We start from the raw sequence: 15,724 nt of genomic DNA, 5'->3' as shown, positions 1-15,724 counted from the left end.
GCTGAGCGGGTGAGCACAGCCGCACCCGAACCAGCCGCGCAGGCGAGCGCCGCCGAGCCGTCCCTGCTCAGGCAGGCTTTCAACGTCCCCAACATGCTGTCGCTGCTGCGGCTCGCCGGCGTCCCGGTGTTCCTGTGGCTGCTGCTGGGGCCGGAGGAGGACGGCTGGGCGCTGGCGCTGCTGGTGTTCAGCGCGCTGACCGACTGGCTCGACGGCAAGCTGGCCCGCTGGCTCAACCAGATGTCCCGGCTCGGCCAGCTGCTCGACCCGGCGGCCGACCGGCTCTACATCCTCGCGACGCTGATCGCGTTCCTGGTCCGCGGCATCATCCCGTGGTGGGTCGTGGTGCCGCTGGTGCTGCGCGAAGCGGTGCTGGGGGTGTGCGTGGTGGTGCTGCGCCGCCGCGGTTTCGCCCCGCCGGAGGTGACCTACATCGGCAAGGGCGCGACGTTCGTACTGATGTACGCGTTCCCGTTCCTGCTGCTCGCGCAGGGCGGTTCGGACGTGGCGGCGGTGGCCCGGCCGATCGGCTACGCGTTCACGATCTGGGGCGCGGTCCTGTACGTGTGGTCCGGCGTGCTGTACGTGGTCCAGGCCCGCAACGCCCTGCGCGGCGCCGCTTCTCCGCCGGACTGAGCCGGCGCCGGTGGGGTGCCCGCAAGGGCGGAGCCCGGCGCATGTTTCGGCGGGCGCAGGTGGGCGGCCCGGCCGGCGGTTGTCATGAATGACTCATTCACGTCGTCTGACGCCATGAATGAGTCATTCACGGCGTTCGACCAGGGCGGCGCACCCCCGTCGTCCGGCGCCGTCGGGCCGTGCCGCGCACGCGCGCACGCCGTCGCCCGGCGCCGCCGGCGACTGAGGGCGACCTTTTCCCGGCCCGTGCCGGGCGGCTGCGCCGTGTGGGTGTAAGACTTCGCCCAGCACGTTTCGCCAGTGAGGGCATGAAAGGGGACCGCTGGTGTCCGCTCCTGAAGAGCTTCGCTACACCGAGGAACACGAGTGGGTCGCCACCCGCGGCGAGGACACCCTCGTCCGCATCGGCATCACCGAGTACGCCCAGGACCAGCTCGGCGACGTCGTCTTCGTCGACCTGCCCGAGGTCGGCCGCCAGGTCAGCGCGGGCGACGTGTTCGGCGAGGTCGAGTCGACCAAGAGCGTTTCCGAGCTGTTCGCGCCCGTCGACGGCGAGGTCGTGGCGGTCAACGACGCCGTCGCCGACTCGCCCGAGCTGATCAACAGCGACCCCTACGGCGAGGGCTGGCTGATCGAGATCCGGCTCGACGACCCGGCGGGCCTGGAAGCCCTGCTCGAAGCCGAGGCGTACGACGCCCTGACCAAGGGCTGAAGCCCGCTCCGCCGGTTCGGGGAGCCGGGGCTCGGAGAATCGATCAGGCACGGTACGTTGGCAGCTACACGTTCTTGAGTACTAGGCATCACAGCATGTGTGGAGGAGAGCTCAGGTGAGCACGAACGACGGGCCCGGCGGCGTTCCCCCGGAGCAGTCTCCGGAGCGGACCTCTGTCTTCCGGGCCGACTTCCTGGCCGAAGCCGAAGGCCACGAGCCCGCCCCGGCCGCCGAGGCGCCGGTACAGGGCGTCGACGCCCTGCCGCCGGGTTCGGCCCTGCTGGTCGTGAAGCGCGGGCCCAACGCGGGTTCGCGGTTCCTGCTCGACCGCGACACCACCAGCGCCGGGCGGCACCCGGACAGCGACATCTTCCTGGACGACGTCACGGTCTCGCGGCGGCACGCGGAGTTCCGGCGCGAGGGCGGCGAGTTCGTCGTCATCGACGTCGGCAGCCTCAACGGCACCTACGTCAACCGCGAGCCGGTCGACCAGGCCGTCCTCGCCGGCGGCGACGAGGTGCAGATCGGCAAGTTCCGCCTGGTCTTCCTGACCGGCCCGGGTCACGGGGGCCAGGGGGCGCAGTGACGGCGGCCGGGCGGCCACAGAACCACGGACTGAGCATCGGGGCGGTACTCGCGCAGCTGCGCGGGGACTTCCCCGATGTCACCATCTCCAAGATCCGGTTCCTCGAAGCGGAAGGCCTGGTCACGCCGGGCCGGACGCCGTCGGGCTACCGGCAGTTCGCCGCGGCGGACGTGGAGCGCCTGCGGTTCGTCCTGGCCGCCCAGCGGGACCACTACCTCCCGTTGAAGGTCATCAAGGAGCAGCTGGACGCGGCGGACTCGGGGGCCGAGCCCGCCGCGGCCCTGCCCCGCCCGCCGCGCCGGCTGGTGCCGATCGACGCGCCGGCGGAGAACGTCGGCCTGCCCGTGGCGGAGGACTTCGCCGTGGGCAAGGAGCTGCGCCTGACCCAGGAGGAGCTCCTGGAGCAGGCCGGCATCGACGCCGCCGCGCTGGCCGAGCTGCAGCAGTACGGCCTGGTCCGGTCCGGTCCCGCGGGGTTCTTCGACCCGGACGCGGTGCTGGTCGCCCGGACGGTGAAGGCGATGACCGAATTCGGTATCGAGCCGAGACACCTGCGTGCCTTCCGCGCCGCGGCCGACCGCGAGGTCGGGTTGCTGGAGCAGATCGTGACCCCGGTGTATCGGCACCGTGACCCGGAAGCGAAGTCGAGGGCGGACGAAGTCGTCCGGGAGGTCGCGGCACTGTCCGTGACGCTCCACACGCTTCTCGTCAAGGCGGGAATCCGCGGCGTCACGGGGTGTTGATCGGCAACGGGGCGGTGAGATCCTCTTTGCGGTCCCATGTCAATGACTGAATGTTCGGTGCCGCATGCCGTACCGTGAAGGCAAGGGTTTGCGGCAGGCGAACCGAGATAGTCTCGACAGCGAGCACAGTGTGGGAATGACGGGTAGCGTCGGCAGTGGCGGCGCCGAAACGTTCCAGCACCTGCGCCCGCGTGCACGAGAGGGAGGCGAAGCCCGATGAGCGAGATGCGCGTCGTCGGTGTGCGGGTCGAGCTGCCCGCGAATCAGCCGATCTTGCTGCTGCGGGAGACCGAGGGTGAACGGTACCTGCCGATCTGGATCGGCTCGGTCGAAGCCACCGCCATCGCCTTGGAGCAACAGGGAGTCCGGCCCGCCCGTCCGCTCACCCATGACCTGCTGAAAGAGGTCATCGGAGCGCTCGGCCGGGAGCTCGAGCAGGTCGTCATCACCGACCTCAAGGAAGGCACGTTCTTCGCGGAACTGGTCTTCGACGGCGACATCCGGGTGTCCGCCCGGCCGAGCGACTCGGTCGCGCTGGCCCTGCGGATCGGCGTCCCCATCCACGCCGTGGACGCGGTGCTGGAAGAGGCGGGCCTGATCATCCCGGACGAGCAGGAGGACGAGGTCGAGAAGTTCCGCGAGTTCCTCGACTCGGTGTCCCCGGAAGACTTTCGCGGAGCCGATACCTGAGAACTTGCCTTGACGCGGACGTCAACGTCTAGCGTCGGAGGCATGCGGATCGGAGAGCTTGCGCAGCGCACGGGTGTCACCACCCGTGCGCTGCGGTTTTACGAGGCCCAGGGTCTCCTGGCGGCCCGTCGCGCGGCGAACGGCTACCGCGAGTACGGCGAGGAAGACCTGCAGCTGGTCAAGGAGATCCAGACCCTGCAGACGGTCGGCCTGACCCTCGAGGAGACCCGCCCCTTCGTCGAATGCCTGCGCAGCGGCCACGAAACCGGCGACTCCTGCGCGAGTTCGATCGAGGTCTACCGGCGCAAGCTCGAAGAAGCCGACGCGCTTCTCGCGCGGCTCGGCGGTATCCGCGGCGAACTGGCCGCGAAGCTCGCCGGCGCGCTCGCCCGGCAAGCGCCCGATCCGTGTGTCGTGCCCGCCTCCCCGCGCCCGTGAAGGAGTCCCTCGTGTCCGAAGTCGCCGAAGTCACCGACAGCACGTTTTCGGAGGTCGTCGGCAGCGACGTCCCCGTGCTGGTCGAGTTCTGGGCCACCTGGTGCGGCCCGTGCCGGATGGTCGGCCCCGTCCTGGAGCAGCTGGCCGCCGAGCGGGCCGGCAAGCTCGCCGTCCGCAAGATCAACGCCGACGAGAACCCGGAGACCACCCGCTCCTACCAGGTCATGTCCCTGCCGACGATGATCCTCTTCTCGGGCGGCGAGCCGGTCGAGACGATCGTCGGCGCGTTCCCGAAAGCCCGCATCGAAGAGCGCCTCGACCGCGCTCTCACGGTGCCGTCGCCTTGACGAAAGTGTCCGCCACCTCGCGCCCGTAGTTCTCCAGGTCGAGCGACGGGTCGGCCGCGTACGCCGCGGCCACCCCGTCGATCGCCTGCGCGATGGACATCGCCATCACCTCCGGCGTGAACTCGCCGAACGCCCCTTCGGCCTGCCCCTGCTTGAGCTGACGCGCGAGGCCGTGCACGCGCATGTCGTCGACCAGCACCTTCGTCATCACCCAGCCGTCTTCGTCGTCGGCGTTGGCCGACAGCTCGGTCAGCACGCGGACGCACTCGGGGTACGCGCGCAGGAACGCGACCGACGTCTCGATGTGAGCTCGCAGGTAGCCGACCCGATCGGCGGGGTCGAGCCCGCCGCCCGTGCGCTCCTTCAGGAACTCGCCCTTCGTCTCGACGACCGTGCTCAGCACGGCCTGCATCAGGCCGGCCTTGTTCGTGAAGTGGTAGGAGATCAGCCGGGTACTGCTGAGCCCGGCCCGCTCCTTGATCTTGGCGAACGTCGTCTTGCGGTACCCGAGGTCGTTGAGCACGCCGATGGTCGCCCCGATGATCTGCGCGCGGCGGGCCGCCTCGGTGACGCTGAGCCCCAGTTCCGCCATGAGGTCGGTGTTTACTTGCATGAGTAAAAAGTTACTCGACTGAGTAAAACGACGCAAGAGGTTTGAACCACCGGTCCGGGGGTACGGCGAACGGTGCAAAGGCTCAGCCGACCGTTGAGGCTTGCCGCGCGTCGCGTTGACCGGCACTGTCCGGGCGCTTACCGTCGAAGGAGGTAAATCGCCACGATGTCATTAACGGTCTGGGGCCGGATCGTGGCGGTTGATCTCCGGCTGGTCCCGCTCCTGGGACCGTCCGGCTGTCATTCGCCGGCCGCCAGGTCGGGCGAGGGGAGGCTTGCGTGGTCGAGGCTGGTTCCGAGAAGCAGCCTGTTGAGGTCGCGGCTGGCGAGCAGGGTGAACTGTTCCCCGACAACTCGCTGCCGGACGAGCTGGTGGGCTACCGCGGCCCGGCCGCGTGCCAGATCGCCGGGATCACCTACCGCCAGCTCGACTACTGGGCCCGGACGAAGCTGGTCGCACCCAGCATCCGCACCGCCCACGGCTCCGGCTCGCAGCGGCTGTACTCGTTCAAGGACATCCTGGTCCTCAAGGTCGTCAAGCGGCTCCTGGACACCGGGGTCTCGCTGCAGAACATCCGCGTCGCCGTCGACCACCTGCGCGTCCGCGGGGTCCGCGACCTCGCGCGCGTGACGCTGTTCTCCGACGGCACCACCGTCTACGAGTGCACCTCGCCGGAGGAGATCGTCGACCTGCTCCAGGGCGGCCAAGGCGTCTTCGGCATCGCGGTCAGCGGCGCCATGCAGGAAATCAGCGGCACCATCCACGAGTTCCCGGCCGAACGCGCCGACGGCGGCGTCGTCGAGACCCACCAGCCGGACGAGCTGACCCAGCGCCGCAACGCCCGCCGGACCGGGTGATCACCGCTGCGGCGGACGGAGTAAGGTTCACAGCGCGGTCGACGAATCCGCGCGGGAGAGTCCGAGCCACACCTTGAGCTCGGCGCCGAAGGAGCAAGTCCTCCCCGGAACCTCTCAGGCACCCTGGACCGCGCGGACGAGACGCCTCTGGAAAGCGGGTCGTCAGGACACAACCTGATGGCCCCGCCGACGGTGCAAGCCCGGCTCAACCTCGGGCGAAACTCTCAGGCGCCCCTCGGGGTACGGACAGAGTGGGGAGGGCCAGGACACTGCCGTCCCGGTCCACCCCCGCTGTCCCCAGGAGGCCATCGTGGATCCGTCACTAGCCTCGCTGGAACAGGGTGTTCCCTTCGCCGACCGGCACATCGGGCCCGGCCCCGGCGAACTCCGCCACATCCTCGACGTCATCGGCGTCGCTTCTCTCGACGAGCTCTCCGAGCGTGCCGTTCCCGAGTCGCTCCGGCGGTCCGCGCAGCCGCTCGAACTCCCGCCCGCCGCCACCGAAGCCCAGGCGCTCGCCGAACTCCGCGCGCTCGCCGGCCGGAACCGGCCCATGGCGCAGATGATCGGGCTCGGCTACCACGACACCGTCACCCCGCCCGTGATCCGGCGCAACGTGCTCGAGAACCCCGCCTGGTACACCGCCTACACGCCCTACCAGCCGGAAATCTCCCAAGGCCGGCTCGAAGCGCTGCTCAACTTCCAGACGATGGTCGCCGACCTGACCGGCCTGCCCGTCGCCAACGCCTCGATGCTCGACGAAGCCACCGCGGCCGCCGAAGCCATGACCCTCGTGCGCCGGGCGGGCAAATCGGCCTCGAACCGGTTCGTCGTCGACCAGGACACCCTCCCGCAGACCCTCGCCGTGCTCCGGACCCGCGCCGAACCGCTCGGCATCGACCTGGTCGTCGAAGATCTTTCCCAGGGGCTGACCGGCCTCGGGCTCGGCGGCGACTTCTTCGGCATCCTGCTCGCCTACCCGGGTGCCTCCGGCGCGGTGCGCGAACTGGACCTGACGATCGCCGACGCCAAGAAGCACGGCGCCGCCGTGATCGTCGCTGCCGACCCGCTCGCCCTGACCCTGCTGCGGCCGCCCGGCGAGCTCGGCGCCGACGTCGCCGTGGGGTCGACGCAGCGCTTCGGCGTCCCGCTCGGCTTCGGCGGTCCGCACGCCGCCTACCTCGCCGTTCGCAAGGGCCTCGAGCGGCAGCTGCCGGGACGGCTCGTCGGCGTCTCGAAGGACGCCGACGGCGCCCCCGCGCACCGGCTCGCCCTGCAGACGCGGGAGCAGCACATCCGCCGCGAGAAGGCGACCTCGAACATCTGCACCGCGCAGGTCCTGCTCGCGGTGATGGCCTCGATGTACGCCGTCCACCACGGCCCCGACGGGCTGCGGGACATCGCGTTGCGCGCCCACCGGATGGCCACCGTGCTGGCGGCCGGCCTTTGCGAGGGCGGGGTCGACGTCGTGCACGGCGAGTTCTTCGACACGATCACCGCCGCGGTCCCGGGCCGCGCCGACCTCGTCGTCGAGGCGGGCCGCGATCTCGGCGTCAACCTCCGGCGCGTCGACGACGACCACGTCGGCGTCGCCTGCGACGAGACGACGACCCGCGAACGGCTTTCCCTCGTGTGGAAGGCATTCGGCGTCTCGGTGTCCGATGTGGATGGCCTCGACGCCGACACGGCGGACGCGCTCCCGGCCCCGCTGCGGCGCACCAGCGCCTTCCTCACACACCCGGTGTTCCACGCCCACCGCTCGGAAACCGCGCTGCTGCGTTACCTGCGGCGGCTGTCCGACAAGGACGTCGCCCTCGACCGCAGCATGATCCCGCTCGGCTCGTGCACCATGAAGCTCAACGCCACCGCGGAGATGGAGCCGGTCACGTGGCCGGAGTTCGCCGGCCTGCACCCGTTCGCGCCCGCCGAGGACGCCGCCGGGCTCCTGGAGGTGGTCGCCGACCTGAGCGCGTGGCTTGCGCGGATCACCGGCTACGACACGGTTTCCCTGCAGCCCAACGCGGGCAGCCAGGGCGAGTTCGCCGGGCTGCTGGCCATCCGCGCGTACCACCGGTCGCGCGGCGAAGGCGAGCGGGACGTCTGCCTGATCCCGGCGAGCGCGCACGGCACGAACGCGGCGAGCGCCGTCATGGCCGGCATGCGGGTGGTCGTCGTCCGCTGCGACGACGACGGCAACATCGACCTCGGCCACCTGCGGTCCACTGTGGACGACCACCGCGCCGACCTGGCCGCGATCATGATCACCTACCCGTCGACGCACGGGGTGTACGAGGACACCGTGGGCGAGGTGTGCGCGCTGGTGCACGACGCGGGCGGCCAGGTGTACGTCGACGGCGCCAACCTGAACGCGCTGATCGGCGTGGCGCAGTACGGCCGCTTCGGCGCGGACGTCTCGCACCTGAACCTGCACAAGACGTTCTGCATCCCGCACGGCGGCGGCGGACCCGGCGTCGGGCCGATCGGCGTCCGCGCGCACCTGGCGCCGTTCCTGCCGAACCACCCGCTGCAGCCGGCGGCGGGTCCGGCGACCGGGGTCGGGCCGATCAGCGCGGCGCCGTGGGGGAGCGCGTCGATCCTGCCGATCTCGTGGGCGTACGTCCGGATGATGGGCGCGGAGGGCCTGCGCCGGGCGACGCTCGTGGCCGTGGCCAACGCGAACTACATCGCCCGCCGCCTCGGGGAGCACTTCCCGGTGCTGTACGCGGGCCACGGCGGGCTCGTCGCGCACGAGTGCATCCTCGACCTGCGGCCGCTGACGAAGGCGACCGGCGTGACGGTCGACGACGTGGCCAAGCGCCTGGCCGACTACGGTCTCCACGCGCCGACGATGTCGTTCCCGGTGGCGGGCACGCTGATGGTGGAGCCGACCGAGAGCGAGGACCTGGCCGAGCTGGACCGCTTCTGCGAGGCGATGATCGCGATCCGCGCGGAGATCGACCGGGTCGCGGCGGGGGAGTGGGCCCTGGCCGAGTCCCCGCTGCGCCAGGCCCCGCACACGGCCCGCTGCGTCGCGGGCGAATGGGACCGGCCCTACAGCCGCGAGATCGCGGTGTTCCCGGCCGGTCCGGCGGAGGCGAAGATCTGGCCCCCGGTCCGCCGCATCGACGGCGCGGCCGGCGACCGCAACCTGGTCTGCTCCTGCCCGCCTCCGGAAGCCTTCGCCTGACTCACGAGCCCGGATTGCGACCGCCGAGGTGGACCAGCAGCTCGGTGCGGCTGGTCAAACCCAGCTTGCGGTAGATCTGCTGCAGGTGCTTCTGCGCCGTCCGCGTGCTGATGCCGAGCCGGCGGGCGATCTCCCGGTCCGTCGCGGCCCGGGTCACCAGCTCGGCCACCTCGCGCTCGCGAACCGTCAGCACCTTCGCCGCCACCCCAGCGACCGGCCGGACCGGCGGGCGCTCCTCCCGCGCGAGCGCCTGGGCCAGGTGCGGCGCGAGCAGCTCGACCAGGGCGTGGTCCCGCGCCGAGAACCCGGGCCGCGACCGGCTCAGCGTCAGGACGCGCCCGTGCCGGTCGTCGACCTGGACCACGCACAACAGCTGGTCCACCGTCCCGCGCGGGCGGTAGAAATCCGTGTACAGCGGCAACGCCCGCAGCGTGCGCAGGTCCGCCAGGTCGGTCAGCGCGGCCGACGTCCCCAGCGGCAGCCGCCCGCTGCGGTGCGCCGCGAACGCCGGGTGCCCGCTCACCTGGGCCCGGAACTCCGGGTGGCGCAGCAGGTTGTCCTCCGGCCGCTCGGTGACGGCGCCCGTCAGCCGCCGCGTCGTGTGCTCCGCGCTCGTGCACGAGACGAAGTCGCAGCCGACGAGCCGGCCCAGCCCGGCGAGGCCCGCCGCCGGGCCCGCCGCCCGGAACTCGCGCACGACTTCCATGGCGCGGTGCAGGTGCCGCGCCGTCAGTTCACTGCTCACTCCGGATCCCCCTCGGTTCGCCCGGTGGAGAAAGACCCGGGCGGACCGAGGGAGATACGAACCGGGCGTTACCGGGCGATCCGGACGTTCAGCGTGGTGTTCGATCCGGCGCTCACCATCGACTGCGCGATGCTGCTGATCCCCGCCGGCGCCGAGTACTGGTTGTTGTTGCTGTCGTCCTCGTCGTCGGTGTGGAAGAAGCCCGAGGAGTCGACCCCGGAGAACACCAGGTAGCCGAAGCCGACGTTCGGGAACGCCGTCGTCGTGGCCACCCCCGGTGCGAACAGGCAGAACCGCAGCAGCGTGTTGCTGTCGCTCACGTTCGGGAAGATGTTGCCGGAGAACGAGTTGTTGTTGCTGTCGTCTTCGTTGTCGAACCGGCGCGAGAACTCCTGCGAGCCGTTCGGGCAGTTCGCGCCGAGCTTCAGCACGGCGTAGGGCCGGAACGAGCCGGACTGCGTGACCCCGCGGAACGCGGCCCCGTTGACCCGGCAGAAGAACATCTCCGTGTTGCTCGTGCTGCTGACGGCCCCGATGAACCCGCCGCGCGAGTTCGCGTTGCCCGAGTCCTCGTCGTCCATCCGGATGACGATCGCCTCGGTGCCGACCGGGCACGACCGGCTCGACGGGATGACACCGACGTCCGTCGTCGCCGCACTCGCGGGCGCGGCGGACACGGTGAGCGCCCCGGCCAGCGAGGCCAGCAGCAGTGCCGGAACGGTGAAGAGTCGTTTCATGGTGAGCCTTCCTCCCCATTGCTTCATGACCCCTCCAGGACACCAATCCGGCCGGGGAAGCGGCCATACGCAGTTCTGCGTACGCACACGGCGACCGCACAGGAACGGGAGGTAGGTTGACGCCATGGCGAATGCGCACGGTCCTGATCGGACGTCCGTGGTCGTGACCGGCGGCAGCGGCTTCATCGGCCGGGCCGTCGTGCGCGCCCTCCGCGACCGGGGCGCCGGGGTCACCGTCGTCGACCGCGTCCCGTTCCCCGAAGAGAGCGACGGCGTCCGCGTCGTGACCGGTGACCTTCGCGAAGCCGCGGTCCGCGAGGAAGCCGTGACGCCGGAGACCGCCGGGATCGTCCACCTCGCCGCGCTGACGTCGGTGCTGAAGTCGGTCGAGCTGCCCGAGGACACGTTCGCCGACAACGTCCTGGTCACCCAGGAACTCCTCGAGCTCGCCCGCCGCCGCGCGGTGCCGAAGTTCCTGCTCGCCTCGACCAACGCGGTGATCGGCGACGTCGGCACCGCGACGATCACCCCGGACCTGCCGCTGCGCCCGCTGACGCCGTACGGCGCCACCAAAGCGGCGTGCGAAATGCTGCTGTCGGGCTACGCCGGCGCGTACGGGATGACGACGTGTGCGTTGCGGTTCACCAACGTCTACGGCCCGGGAATGTCCCACAAGGACAGCTTCGTGCCGCGCATGATGCGTGCCGCGCTCTCCGGCGGCGGCGTCAAGGTCTACGGCGACGGCCGGCAGCGCCGCGACCTCGTGCACGTCGACGACGTCGTCCGCGCGATCCTGCTGGCCCTCGACAGCGGCCACTCCGGCCGGGCGATCGTCGGCGCCGGGCGCTCGGTTTCGGTGCTGGAGATGGTCGAAGCCGTGCGCGAGGTGACCGGCGCCGAGCTGCCGGTCGAGCACGTCGACGCGCCGGCGGGGGAGATGCCCGCGGTGGTCGTCGACGTCTCGGCGAGCGCCGAGACCATCGGGTACCGGCCGGAGGTCTCGCTCACCGACGGCCTGGCCACGGCGTGGAAGTACTTCGCCGGCCTCGACCGTCCAAACGCGACACCGTGAAAGCGTTCCTCACGCGCCACTGGCTGCTGCTCCTGCTCCTGATCCCGGCGATCGCCCTCCGGGTGCTGACCTGGCTCGCGTACAAACCCGCGCTGCTGTTCATCGATTCGTTCCGCTACATCGACAACCTGCACGCGCTGCGCGCCGACCAGCTCGACCCGATCGGCTACGACCTCGTGCTGCGCCCGCTGCTCGCGGTCGGCGGGCTGGCGTGGGTCGCGGCCGTCCAGCACGTCGGCGGCATCCTCATCGCGATCGGCTTGTACGCGCTGGTGCTGCGCCTCGGCGGCCGCCCGTGGGTGGGCGCGCTCGCCGCCGTGCCGGTGCTGCTCGACGCCTACCAGCTGCAGATCGAGCAGAACATCATGTCCGAAGTCGTCTTCGAGGCGGTGCTGCTCGGGCTGCTGTGGCTGTTGCTCGGCTGGGGCACCCCGGGCTGGAAACGCGCCGGCGTCGCGGGTCTGCTGCTCGGCTTCGGCGTGCTGACCCGGCTGATCGGGATCTCCCTCGCCTTGCCGGTCCTGGTGTTCCTGGTCGTCGCCGGGGGAGCGTGGCGGCACTGGGCGGGCTGGCGCCGGGCCGGTGCCGGCGTGCTGGGCCTGCTCGTCGTGCTCGTGCCGTACTCGGCGCGGGTGCACTCGGAGACCGGCAAGTGGGGCCTGACCGGCCCGTCCGGGAACATGCTCTACGGCCGCACCGCGGCCGTCGCGGACTGCGCGAACCTCCACCTCGACCCGACGCTGCAGGTGTTCTGCCCGGCCGAGCCGCGCGAGACACGGCTGGTGGACAACTACACCCACGCCGACCTCGACCCGAACTGGCCGGGCCCGCTGCCCCCGGGCGCGGACAAGGCCGCGCTGGCGCACGAGTTCGCGATCGACGTGCTGGAGGAACAGCCGGGCGACGTCGCCGACGCGATCCTGACGGACTTCGCCAAGAGCTTCGCCTGGACCCGCGAGCAGGACCCGACCGACGTCCCGCTGGACCGGTGGCAGTTCCAGCTCGGCTACCCGCAGTGGGCCGACCAGTCGCTGATCGACCTGGTCACGCAGCAGAACGACGGCGTCAACGCGAGTGTCGACCAGCCGCTCGCCAAGATCCTCCGCGACTACCAGCTCGGCGGCGGCTACGTCCCGGGCGCGGTCCTCGGCATCGGCGCGATCCTGGGCCTGCTGACGGTGTTCCGCCGCAAGAAGCCCCTGGACCGGGCGCGTGCGGGCGCGTTGCTGGCGGCGTCGAGCGGGCTGATCCTGCTCTTCGCCTCGGCGGTGTTCCAGTTCTCCTGGCGCTACCAGCTCCCCGCCCTCGTGCTGCTGCCCGTGGCCGGCGCCCTCGGCTTCACCACGCTGACGTCGGCCAGCCGGAAGCGCCTCACCGCGTTCCCCGACGACGTCGACACCGGTGCCCTCGACGACTTCCGCGGCCGCCACCCGGACCTGGAGCTGGCGCCGTTGACGGTGGTCATCGCCGCCTACAACGAAGCCGGCGGCATCGGCGAAGTCCTGGAAAAGATGCCCGACGAGTGCCTCGGCCTGCGCGTGGACGTGCTCGTCGTGGTCGACGGCGGCACCGACGACACGGCCGGTATCGCCGAAGAGCACGGCGCGTACGTCTGCGTCGCGCCCCGCAACCGCGGTCAGGGCGCCGCGCTGCGCCTGGGCTACCACCTCGCCGCGGAGGCGGGCGCCGACTACGTCGTGACGACCGACGCCGACGGCCAGTACGACAACAGCGAGCTGGAAGCGCTGGTCCGCCCGGTCGTCGAGGGCACCGCGGACTTCGTCACCGGATCCCGGCGGCTCGGGCACGAGGAGGCCGACAGCCGCGTCCGCTGGCTGGGGGTGCGCGTCTTCGCGGCGCTGGCGACGGTGCTGACCGCCCGGCGGATCACCGACACGTCGTTCGGCTTCCGCGCGATGCGGGCGGACCTGGCCTGCTCGGTGCCGCTCAACGAGCCGCAGTACCAGTCGTCGGAGCTGCTGCTCGGCGTCACCGCGCGCGGCGCCCGCGTCGTCGAGCTGCCGATGAGCATGCGGCTGCGCAAGGCGGGCAAGAGCAAGAAGGGCGGCAGCGTCGTCTACGGCGCGAACTACGCCCGGGTCATGACCGGGACGTGGTGGCGGGGGTACGTGCTGCGCCGCGGGCGAACACGAGCCGGTCGAGGAGCGTGAACTTGAGGACGAACACCAGCGCGTAACTAGCCACGTACGCGCCGTCGACCAGCACGACCCACCAGAAGTGCGGCAGGTCCAGCGGCGTGAGCAATGAACCCGCCAGGGTCGTCAGGCCGATCGAAGCGAGCCCGCCGAGACCGATGACGGCCAGGTAGGGCAGCAGTTCCCGGCGCACGCGCGGGCGTCCGGTGCGGCCCCACACCCAGCGCCGGGTGACCACGAAGTTCAGGACCGCACCGGCCGCCCAGGCCAGCGTGCTCGCCAGGGCCGCGGCGCCGCCCGTGGCGAGCACGGCGAGCAGCACGACCTGGCTGAGGACCGTGGCGGCGACGGACGTCATCGCGGCGCGCGCCAGGCGGGCCCAGCCGCGGCGGCGCGTCTTCTCCGTTGTGCGGGGCCGCACGCCGTTGGTTACGGTCGTCATGCCCCCATCCTCCCCGCGGGCCCGGGGCGCCGCCGTCCGGGTCCTCTACGCATAGGAGATTCACAGCTCTTTGCCAGGTGGTCATCAGCACCTGATCGATAGCGTCGGGTTTCTGAACGAGCAGGAAAGGCGGCACAATGCGAGTGCTGGTTCTCGGCGGTGACGGATATCTGGGCTGGCCGACCGCGCTTCACTTATCGGACAAAGGCCACGAGGTAGCCGTTCTCGACAATTTCGCCCGCCGCGGTTACGACGCCGAACTCGGTGTCGAAAGCCTCGTTCCGATCGAATCCCTCGCCGGCCGGATCGACGCGTGGGAGGAGGTCTCCGGGCGGACGATCACCAGCTACGAGGGCGACCTGCTGGACGCGGAGTTCCTGTTCGGGGCCGTGCGGGACTTCCGGCCGGACGCGGTGGTGCACTACGCCGAGCAGCGGTCGGCGCCGTACTCGATGATCGACCGCGAGCACGCGGTGTACACCCAGCACAACAACGTGATCGGCACCCTGAACCTGCTGTACGCGATCGCGGAGATCGATCCGGCGATCCACCTGGTCAAACTGGGCACGATGGGCGAATACGGCACGCCGAACGTCGACATCGAAGAAGGCTGGCTGGACCTCGAACACAACGGGCGCAAGGACCGGGTGCTGTTCCCCAAGCGGCCCGGGTCGTTCTACCACCTGACCAAAGTGCACGATTCGCACAACATCGAATTCACGTGCCGTGCGTGGGGGTTGCGCGCGACGGACCTGAACCAGGGCATCGTGTACGGCCAGCAGACACCCCAGACGGCGGCCGACCCGCGGCTGGCGACGCGCTTCGACTACGACGCGGTGTTCGGCACGGTGCTGAACCGGTTCGTCATCCAGGCGGTGCTGGGGCAGCCGCTGACGGTGTACGGCAAGGGCGCGCAGACGCGCGGCCTGATCGACATCCGCGACACCGTCGAGTGCATCCGGCTCGCCGTGGAGAACCCGGCCGAGGCGGGGGAGTTCCGCGTGTTCAACCAGATGACGGAGAGCATGTCGGTGGCCGCGATCGCCGACCTCGTCGCCGACCGGTTCCCCGGGCCGGTGCAGATCGAGCAGCTGGAGAACCCGCGCACCGAGGCGCCGGAGCACTACTACAACGTGAAGCACACCGGGCTGGTCGGGCTGGGGCTCGAGCCGCACCTGCTGTCGGACACGCTGATCGAGTCGATGTTCGACATCGTGGGCGCCAACAAGCACCGGGTGAACCCGGAGAAGCTGCGCCCGACGGTGCGCTGGCGGGGCGCGCTGAAGGGCTAGCGGGTGCGGGTGCGTGCGGGCTCCCCTGCCCGGGAGCCCGCACGCCGCGTTTCAGCCGGGCATCTTGTCCAGGAAGCCGTGCACCTGGGCGATCTTGCCGTCTTCGATCTCGACGACGTCGAACCCGATGGCGACCGGCTCGGCCGCCCCGGGCGTGCCGAGGTACCACTGGAACCGCGCGAGGCCGTGGTGCGCGTCGGGCTCGGCGGGCAGGCTGAAGCCGAGGCCCGCGAACTGCTGCTGGGCCCCCGCGATGAACTGGTCGATCCCGTCGTGCCCGGTGACCGCGCCGAGCGGGTCGGTGTAGCCGGCGTGTTCGGTGAAGACATCGGCGATGAGGGCGCGGCGCTTGTCACTGTCGGTCTCGTTCCAGACGGCGATGTACTGCTCGACGAGGGTGCGGACGTCGGTCATGAGGTGCTCCTTCGGTTGGGGGACAACGGGTTCTGTCGTCCCTGTGCTGAGGACGAC

At 70.8% G+C, this 15,724-nt stretch carries 17 protein-coding genes and 1 riboswitch; of the genes, 12 read left to right on the top strand and 5 right to left on the bottom strand.

The annotated features are described in order from the left end of the window. The first annotated feature begins 9 nt into the window (after positions 1-9). The 7 genes from ACERZO_RS15315 (at position 10) to trxA (ending at position 4,152) form a co-directional block, all read left to right on the top strand. Entirely contained in the window at positions 10-636 is a 627-nt protein-coding gene (locus ACERZO_RS15315; RefSeq protein ID WP_372665290.1) for a CDP-alcohol phosphatidyltransferase family protein, read from the top strand. A 325-nt stretch (positions 637-961) separates the two neighbouring features. After that, positions 962-1,348, top strand: coding sequence for a glycine cleavage system protein GcvH (gene gcvH / locus ACERZO_RS15310; protein WP_086679382.1), 387 nt, complete (start codon positions 962-964; stop codon positions 1,346-1,348). Between the two features lie 115 nt (positions 1,349-1,463). Further along, the gene (gene garA / locus ACERZO_RS15305) at positions 1,464-1,934 is read left to right on the top strand and encodes a glycogen accumulation regulator GarA (protein ID WP_086679381.1); all 471 of its coding nucleotides are present in this window, start codon (positions 1,464-1,466) and stop codon (positions 1,932-1,934) included. Further along, entirely contained in the window at positions 1,931-2,677 is a 747-nt protein-coding gene (gene ftsR / locus ACERZO_RS15300; protein WP_372665289.1) for a transcriptional regulator FtsR, read from the top strand. The genes garA and ftsR overlap by 4 nt, the downstream gene beginning before the upstream one ends. Before the next feature lie 216 nt (positions 2,678-2,893). Then, positions 2,894-3,367, top strand: coding sequence for a bifunctional nuclease family protein (locus tag ACERZO_RS15295; protein ID WP_009078856.1), 474 nt, complete (start codon positions 2,894-2,896; stop codon positions 3,365-3,367). 42 nt (positions 3,368-3,409) lie between these two features. Then, entirely contained in the window at positions 3,410-3,805 is a 396-nt protein-coding gene (locus tag ACERZO_RS15290; RefSeq protein ID WP_372665288.1) for a MerR family transcriptional regulator, read from the top strand. An 11-nt stretch (positions 3,806-3,816) separates the two neighbouring features. Next, complete coding sequence (trxA, locus tag ACERZO_RS15285; RefSeq protein ID WP_372665287.1) at positions 3,817-4,152, top strand: thioredoxin; 336 nt, start codon at positions 3,817-3,819, stop codon at positions 4,150-4,152. Here the strand turns inward: trxA and ACERZO_RS15280 are convergent. Further along, positions 4,133-4,765: a TetR/AcrR family transcriptional regulator gene (locus tag ACERZO_RS15280; RefSeq protein ID WP_372665286.1), complete on the bottom strand. Its 633-nt coding sequence runs from the start codon at positions 4,763-4,765 to the stop codon at positions 4,133-4,135. The two genes, trxA and ACERZO_RS15280, sit on opposite strands and share 20 nt — an antisense overlap. A gap of 278 nt (positions 4,766-5,043) precedes the next feature. Here ACERZO_RS15280 and ACERZO_RS15275 point away from each other — a divergent pair, with 278 nt between their 5' ends. Both ACERZO_RS15275 and gcvP read left to right on the top strand, forming a co-directional pair. Continuing rightward, positions 5,044-5,622, top strand: coding sequence for a MerR family transcriptional regulator (locus ACERZO_RS15275; RefSeq protein ID WP_372665285.1), 579 nt, complete (start codon positions 5,044-5,046; stop codon positions 5,620-5,622). Between the two features lie 42 nt (positions 5,623-5,664). Continuing rightward, a riboswitch (glycine riboswitch) is annotated at positions 5,665-5,763 on the top strand. Between the two features lie 169 nt (positions 5,764-5,932). After that, positions 5,933-8,809, top strand: coding sequence for an aminomethyl-transferring glycine dehydrogenase (gene gcvP / locus ACERZO_RS15270; protein WP_372665284.1), 2,877 nt, complete (start codon positions 5,933-5,935; stop codon positions 8,807-8,809). Position 8,810: 1 nt separating this feature from the next. Here the strand turns inward: gcvP and ACERZO_RS15265 are convergent, their stop codons facing one another. Together ACERZO_RS15265 and ACERZO_RS15260 are read right to left on the bottom strand one after the other, a co-directional pair. Continuing rightward, positions 8,811-9,554 (bottom strand): helix-turn-helix transcriptional regulator, encoded by a 744-nt coding sequence (locus tag ACERZO_RS15265; RefSeq protein WP_372665283.1) that lies wholly within the window; start codon positions 9,552-9,554, stop codon positions 8,811-8,813. A 68-nt stretch (positions 9,555-9,622) separates the two neighbouring features. Further along, positions 9,623-10,291: a hypothetical protein gene (locus tag ACERZO_RS15260; protein WP_372665282.1), complete on the bottom strand. Its 669-nt coding sequence runs from the start codon at positions 10,289-10,291 to the stop codon at positions 9,623-9,625. A gap of 124 nt (positions 10,292-10,415) precedes the next feature. Here ACERZO_RS15260 and ACERZO_RS15255 point away from each other — a divergent pair, with 124 nt between their 5' ends. Together ACERZO_RS15255 and ACERZO_RS15250 are read left to right on the top strand one after the other, a co-directional pair. Continuing rightward, positions 10,416-11,363, top strand: a complete 948-nt coding sequence (locus tag ACERZO_RS15255; protein WP_372665281.1) for an NAD-dependent epimerase/dehydratase family protein — start codon at positions 10,416-10,418, stop codon at positions 11,361-11,363. Next, the gene (locus ACERZO_RS15250) at positions 11,360-13,534 is read left to right on the top strand and encodes a glycosyltransferase family 2 protein (protein ID WP_372665280.1); all 2,175 of its coding nucleotides are present in this window, start codon (positions 11,360-11,362) and stop codon (positions 13,532-13,534) included. The genes ACERZO_RS15255 and ACERZO_RS15250 overlap by 4 nt, the downstream gene beginning before the upstream one ends. Here ACERZO_RS15250 and ACERZO_RS15245 read toward each other — a convergent pair. Then, entirely contained in the window at positions 13,464-13,961 is a 498-nt protein-coding gene (locus ACERZO_RS15245) for a GtrA family protein (RefSeq protein WP_372665279.1), read from the bottom strand. The two genes, ACERZO_RS15250 and ACERZO_RS15245, sit on opposite strands and share 71 nt — an antisense overlap. Before the next feature lie 137 nt (positions 13,962-14,098). Between ACERZO_RS15245 and ACERZO_RS15240 the strand changes: the two genes are divergently transcribed. Beyond that, on the top strand, positions 14,099-15,253 hold the full coding sequence (locus tag ACERZO_RS15240) for an NAD-dependent epimerase/dehydratase family protein (RefSeq protein WP_372665278.1): 1,155 nt from the start codon (positions 14,099-14,101) through the stop codon (positions 15,251-15,253). Positions 15,254-15,304: 51 nt separating this feature from the next. Here ACERZO_RS15240 and ACERZO_RS15235 read toward each other — a convergent pair whose 3' ends face one another. Then, positions 15,305-15,667: a nuclear transport factor 2 family protein gene (locus ACERZO_RS15235; protein ID WP_372665277.1), complete on the bottom strand. Its 363-nt coding sequence runs from the start codon at positions 15,665-15,667 to the stop codon at positions 15,305-15,307. Positions 15,668-15,724 lie beyond the last annotated feature (57 nt).

This window comes from Amycolatopsis kentuckyensis, assembly GCF_041679295.1.
In the GTDB taxonomy this organism is placed as follows: Bacteria; Actinomycetota; Actinomycetes; order Mycobacteriales; family Pseudonocardiaceae; genus Amycolatopsis; species Amycolatopsis kentuckyensis_A.
Note: the sequence above shows the minus strand (reverse complement) of the source record. Positions and strands in the feature narration are given on the sequence as shown.

Bases quoted from the DNA above. Each gene is read 5' to 3' on its own strand.
- ACERZO_RS15295 (WP_009078856.1), top strand. From the start codon at position 2,894: ATGAGCGAGATGCGCGTCGTCGGTGTGCGGGTCGAGCTGCCCGCGAAT.
- ACERZO_RS15245 (WP_372665279.1), bottom strand. From the start codon at position 13,961: ATGACGACCGTAACCAACGGCGTGCGGCCCCGCACAACGGAGAAGACG.
- ACERZO_RS15235 (WP_372665277.1), bottom strand. From the start codon at position 15,667: ATGACCGACGTCCGCACCCTCGTCGAGCAGTACATCGCCGTCTGGAAC.
- ACERZO_RS15280 (WP_372665286.1), bottom strand. From the start codon at position 4,765: ATGCAAGTAAACACCGACCTCATGGCGGAACTGGGGCTCAGCGTCACC.
- ACERZO_RS15240 (WP_372665278.1), top strand. From the start codon at position 14,099: ATGCGAGTGCTGGTTCTCGGCGGTGACGGATATCTGGGCTGGCCGACC.
- ACERZO_RS15255 (WP_372665281.1), top strand. From the start codon at position 10,416: ATGGCGAATGCGCACGGTCCTGATCGGACGTCCGTGGTCGTGACCGGC.
- ACERZO_RS15290 (WP_372665288.1), top strand. From the start codon at position 3,410: ATGCGGATCGGAGAGCTTGCGCAGCGCACGGGTGTCACCACCCGTGCG.
- ACERZO_RS15260 (WP_372665282.1), bottom strand. From the start codon at position 10,291: ATGAAACGACTCTTCACCGTTCCGGCACTGCTGCTGGCCTCGCTGGCC.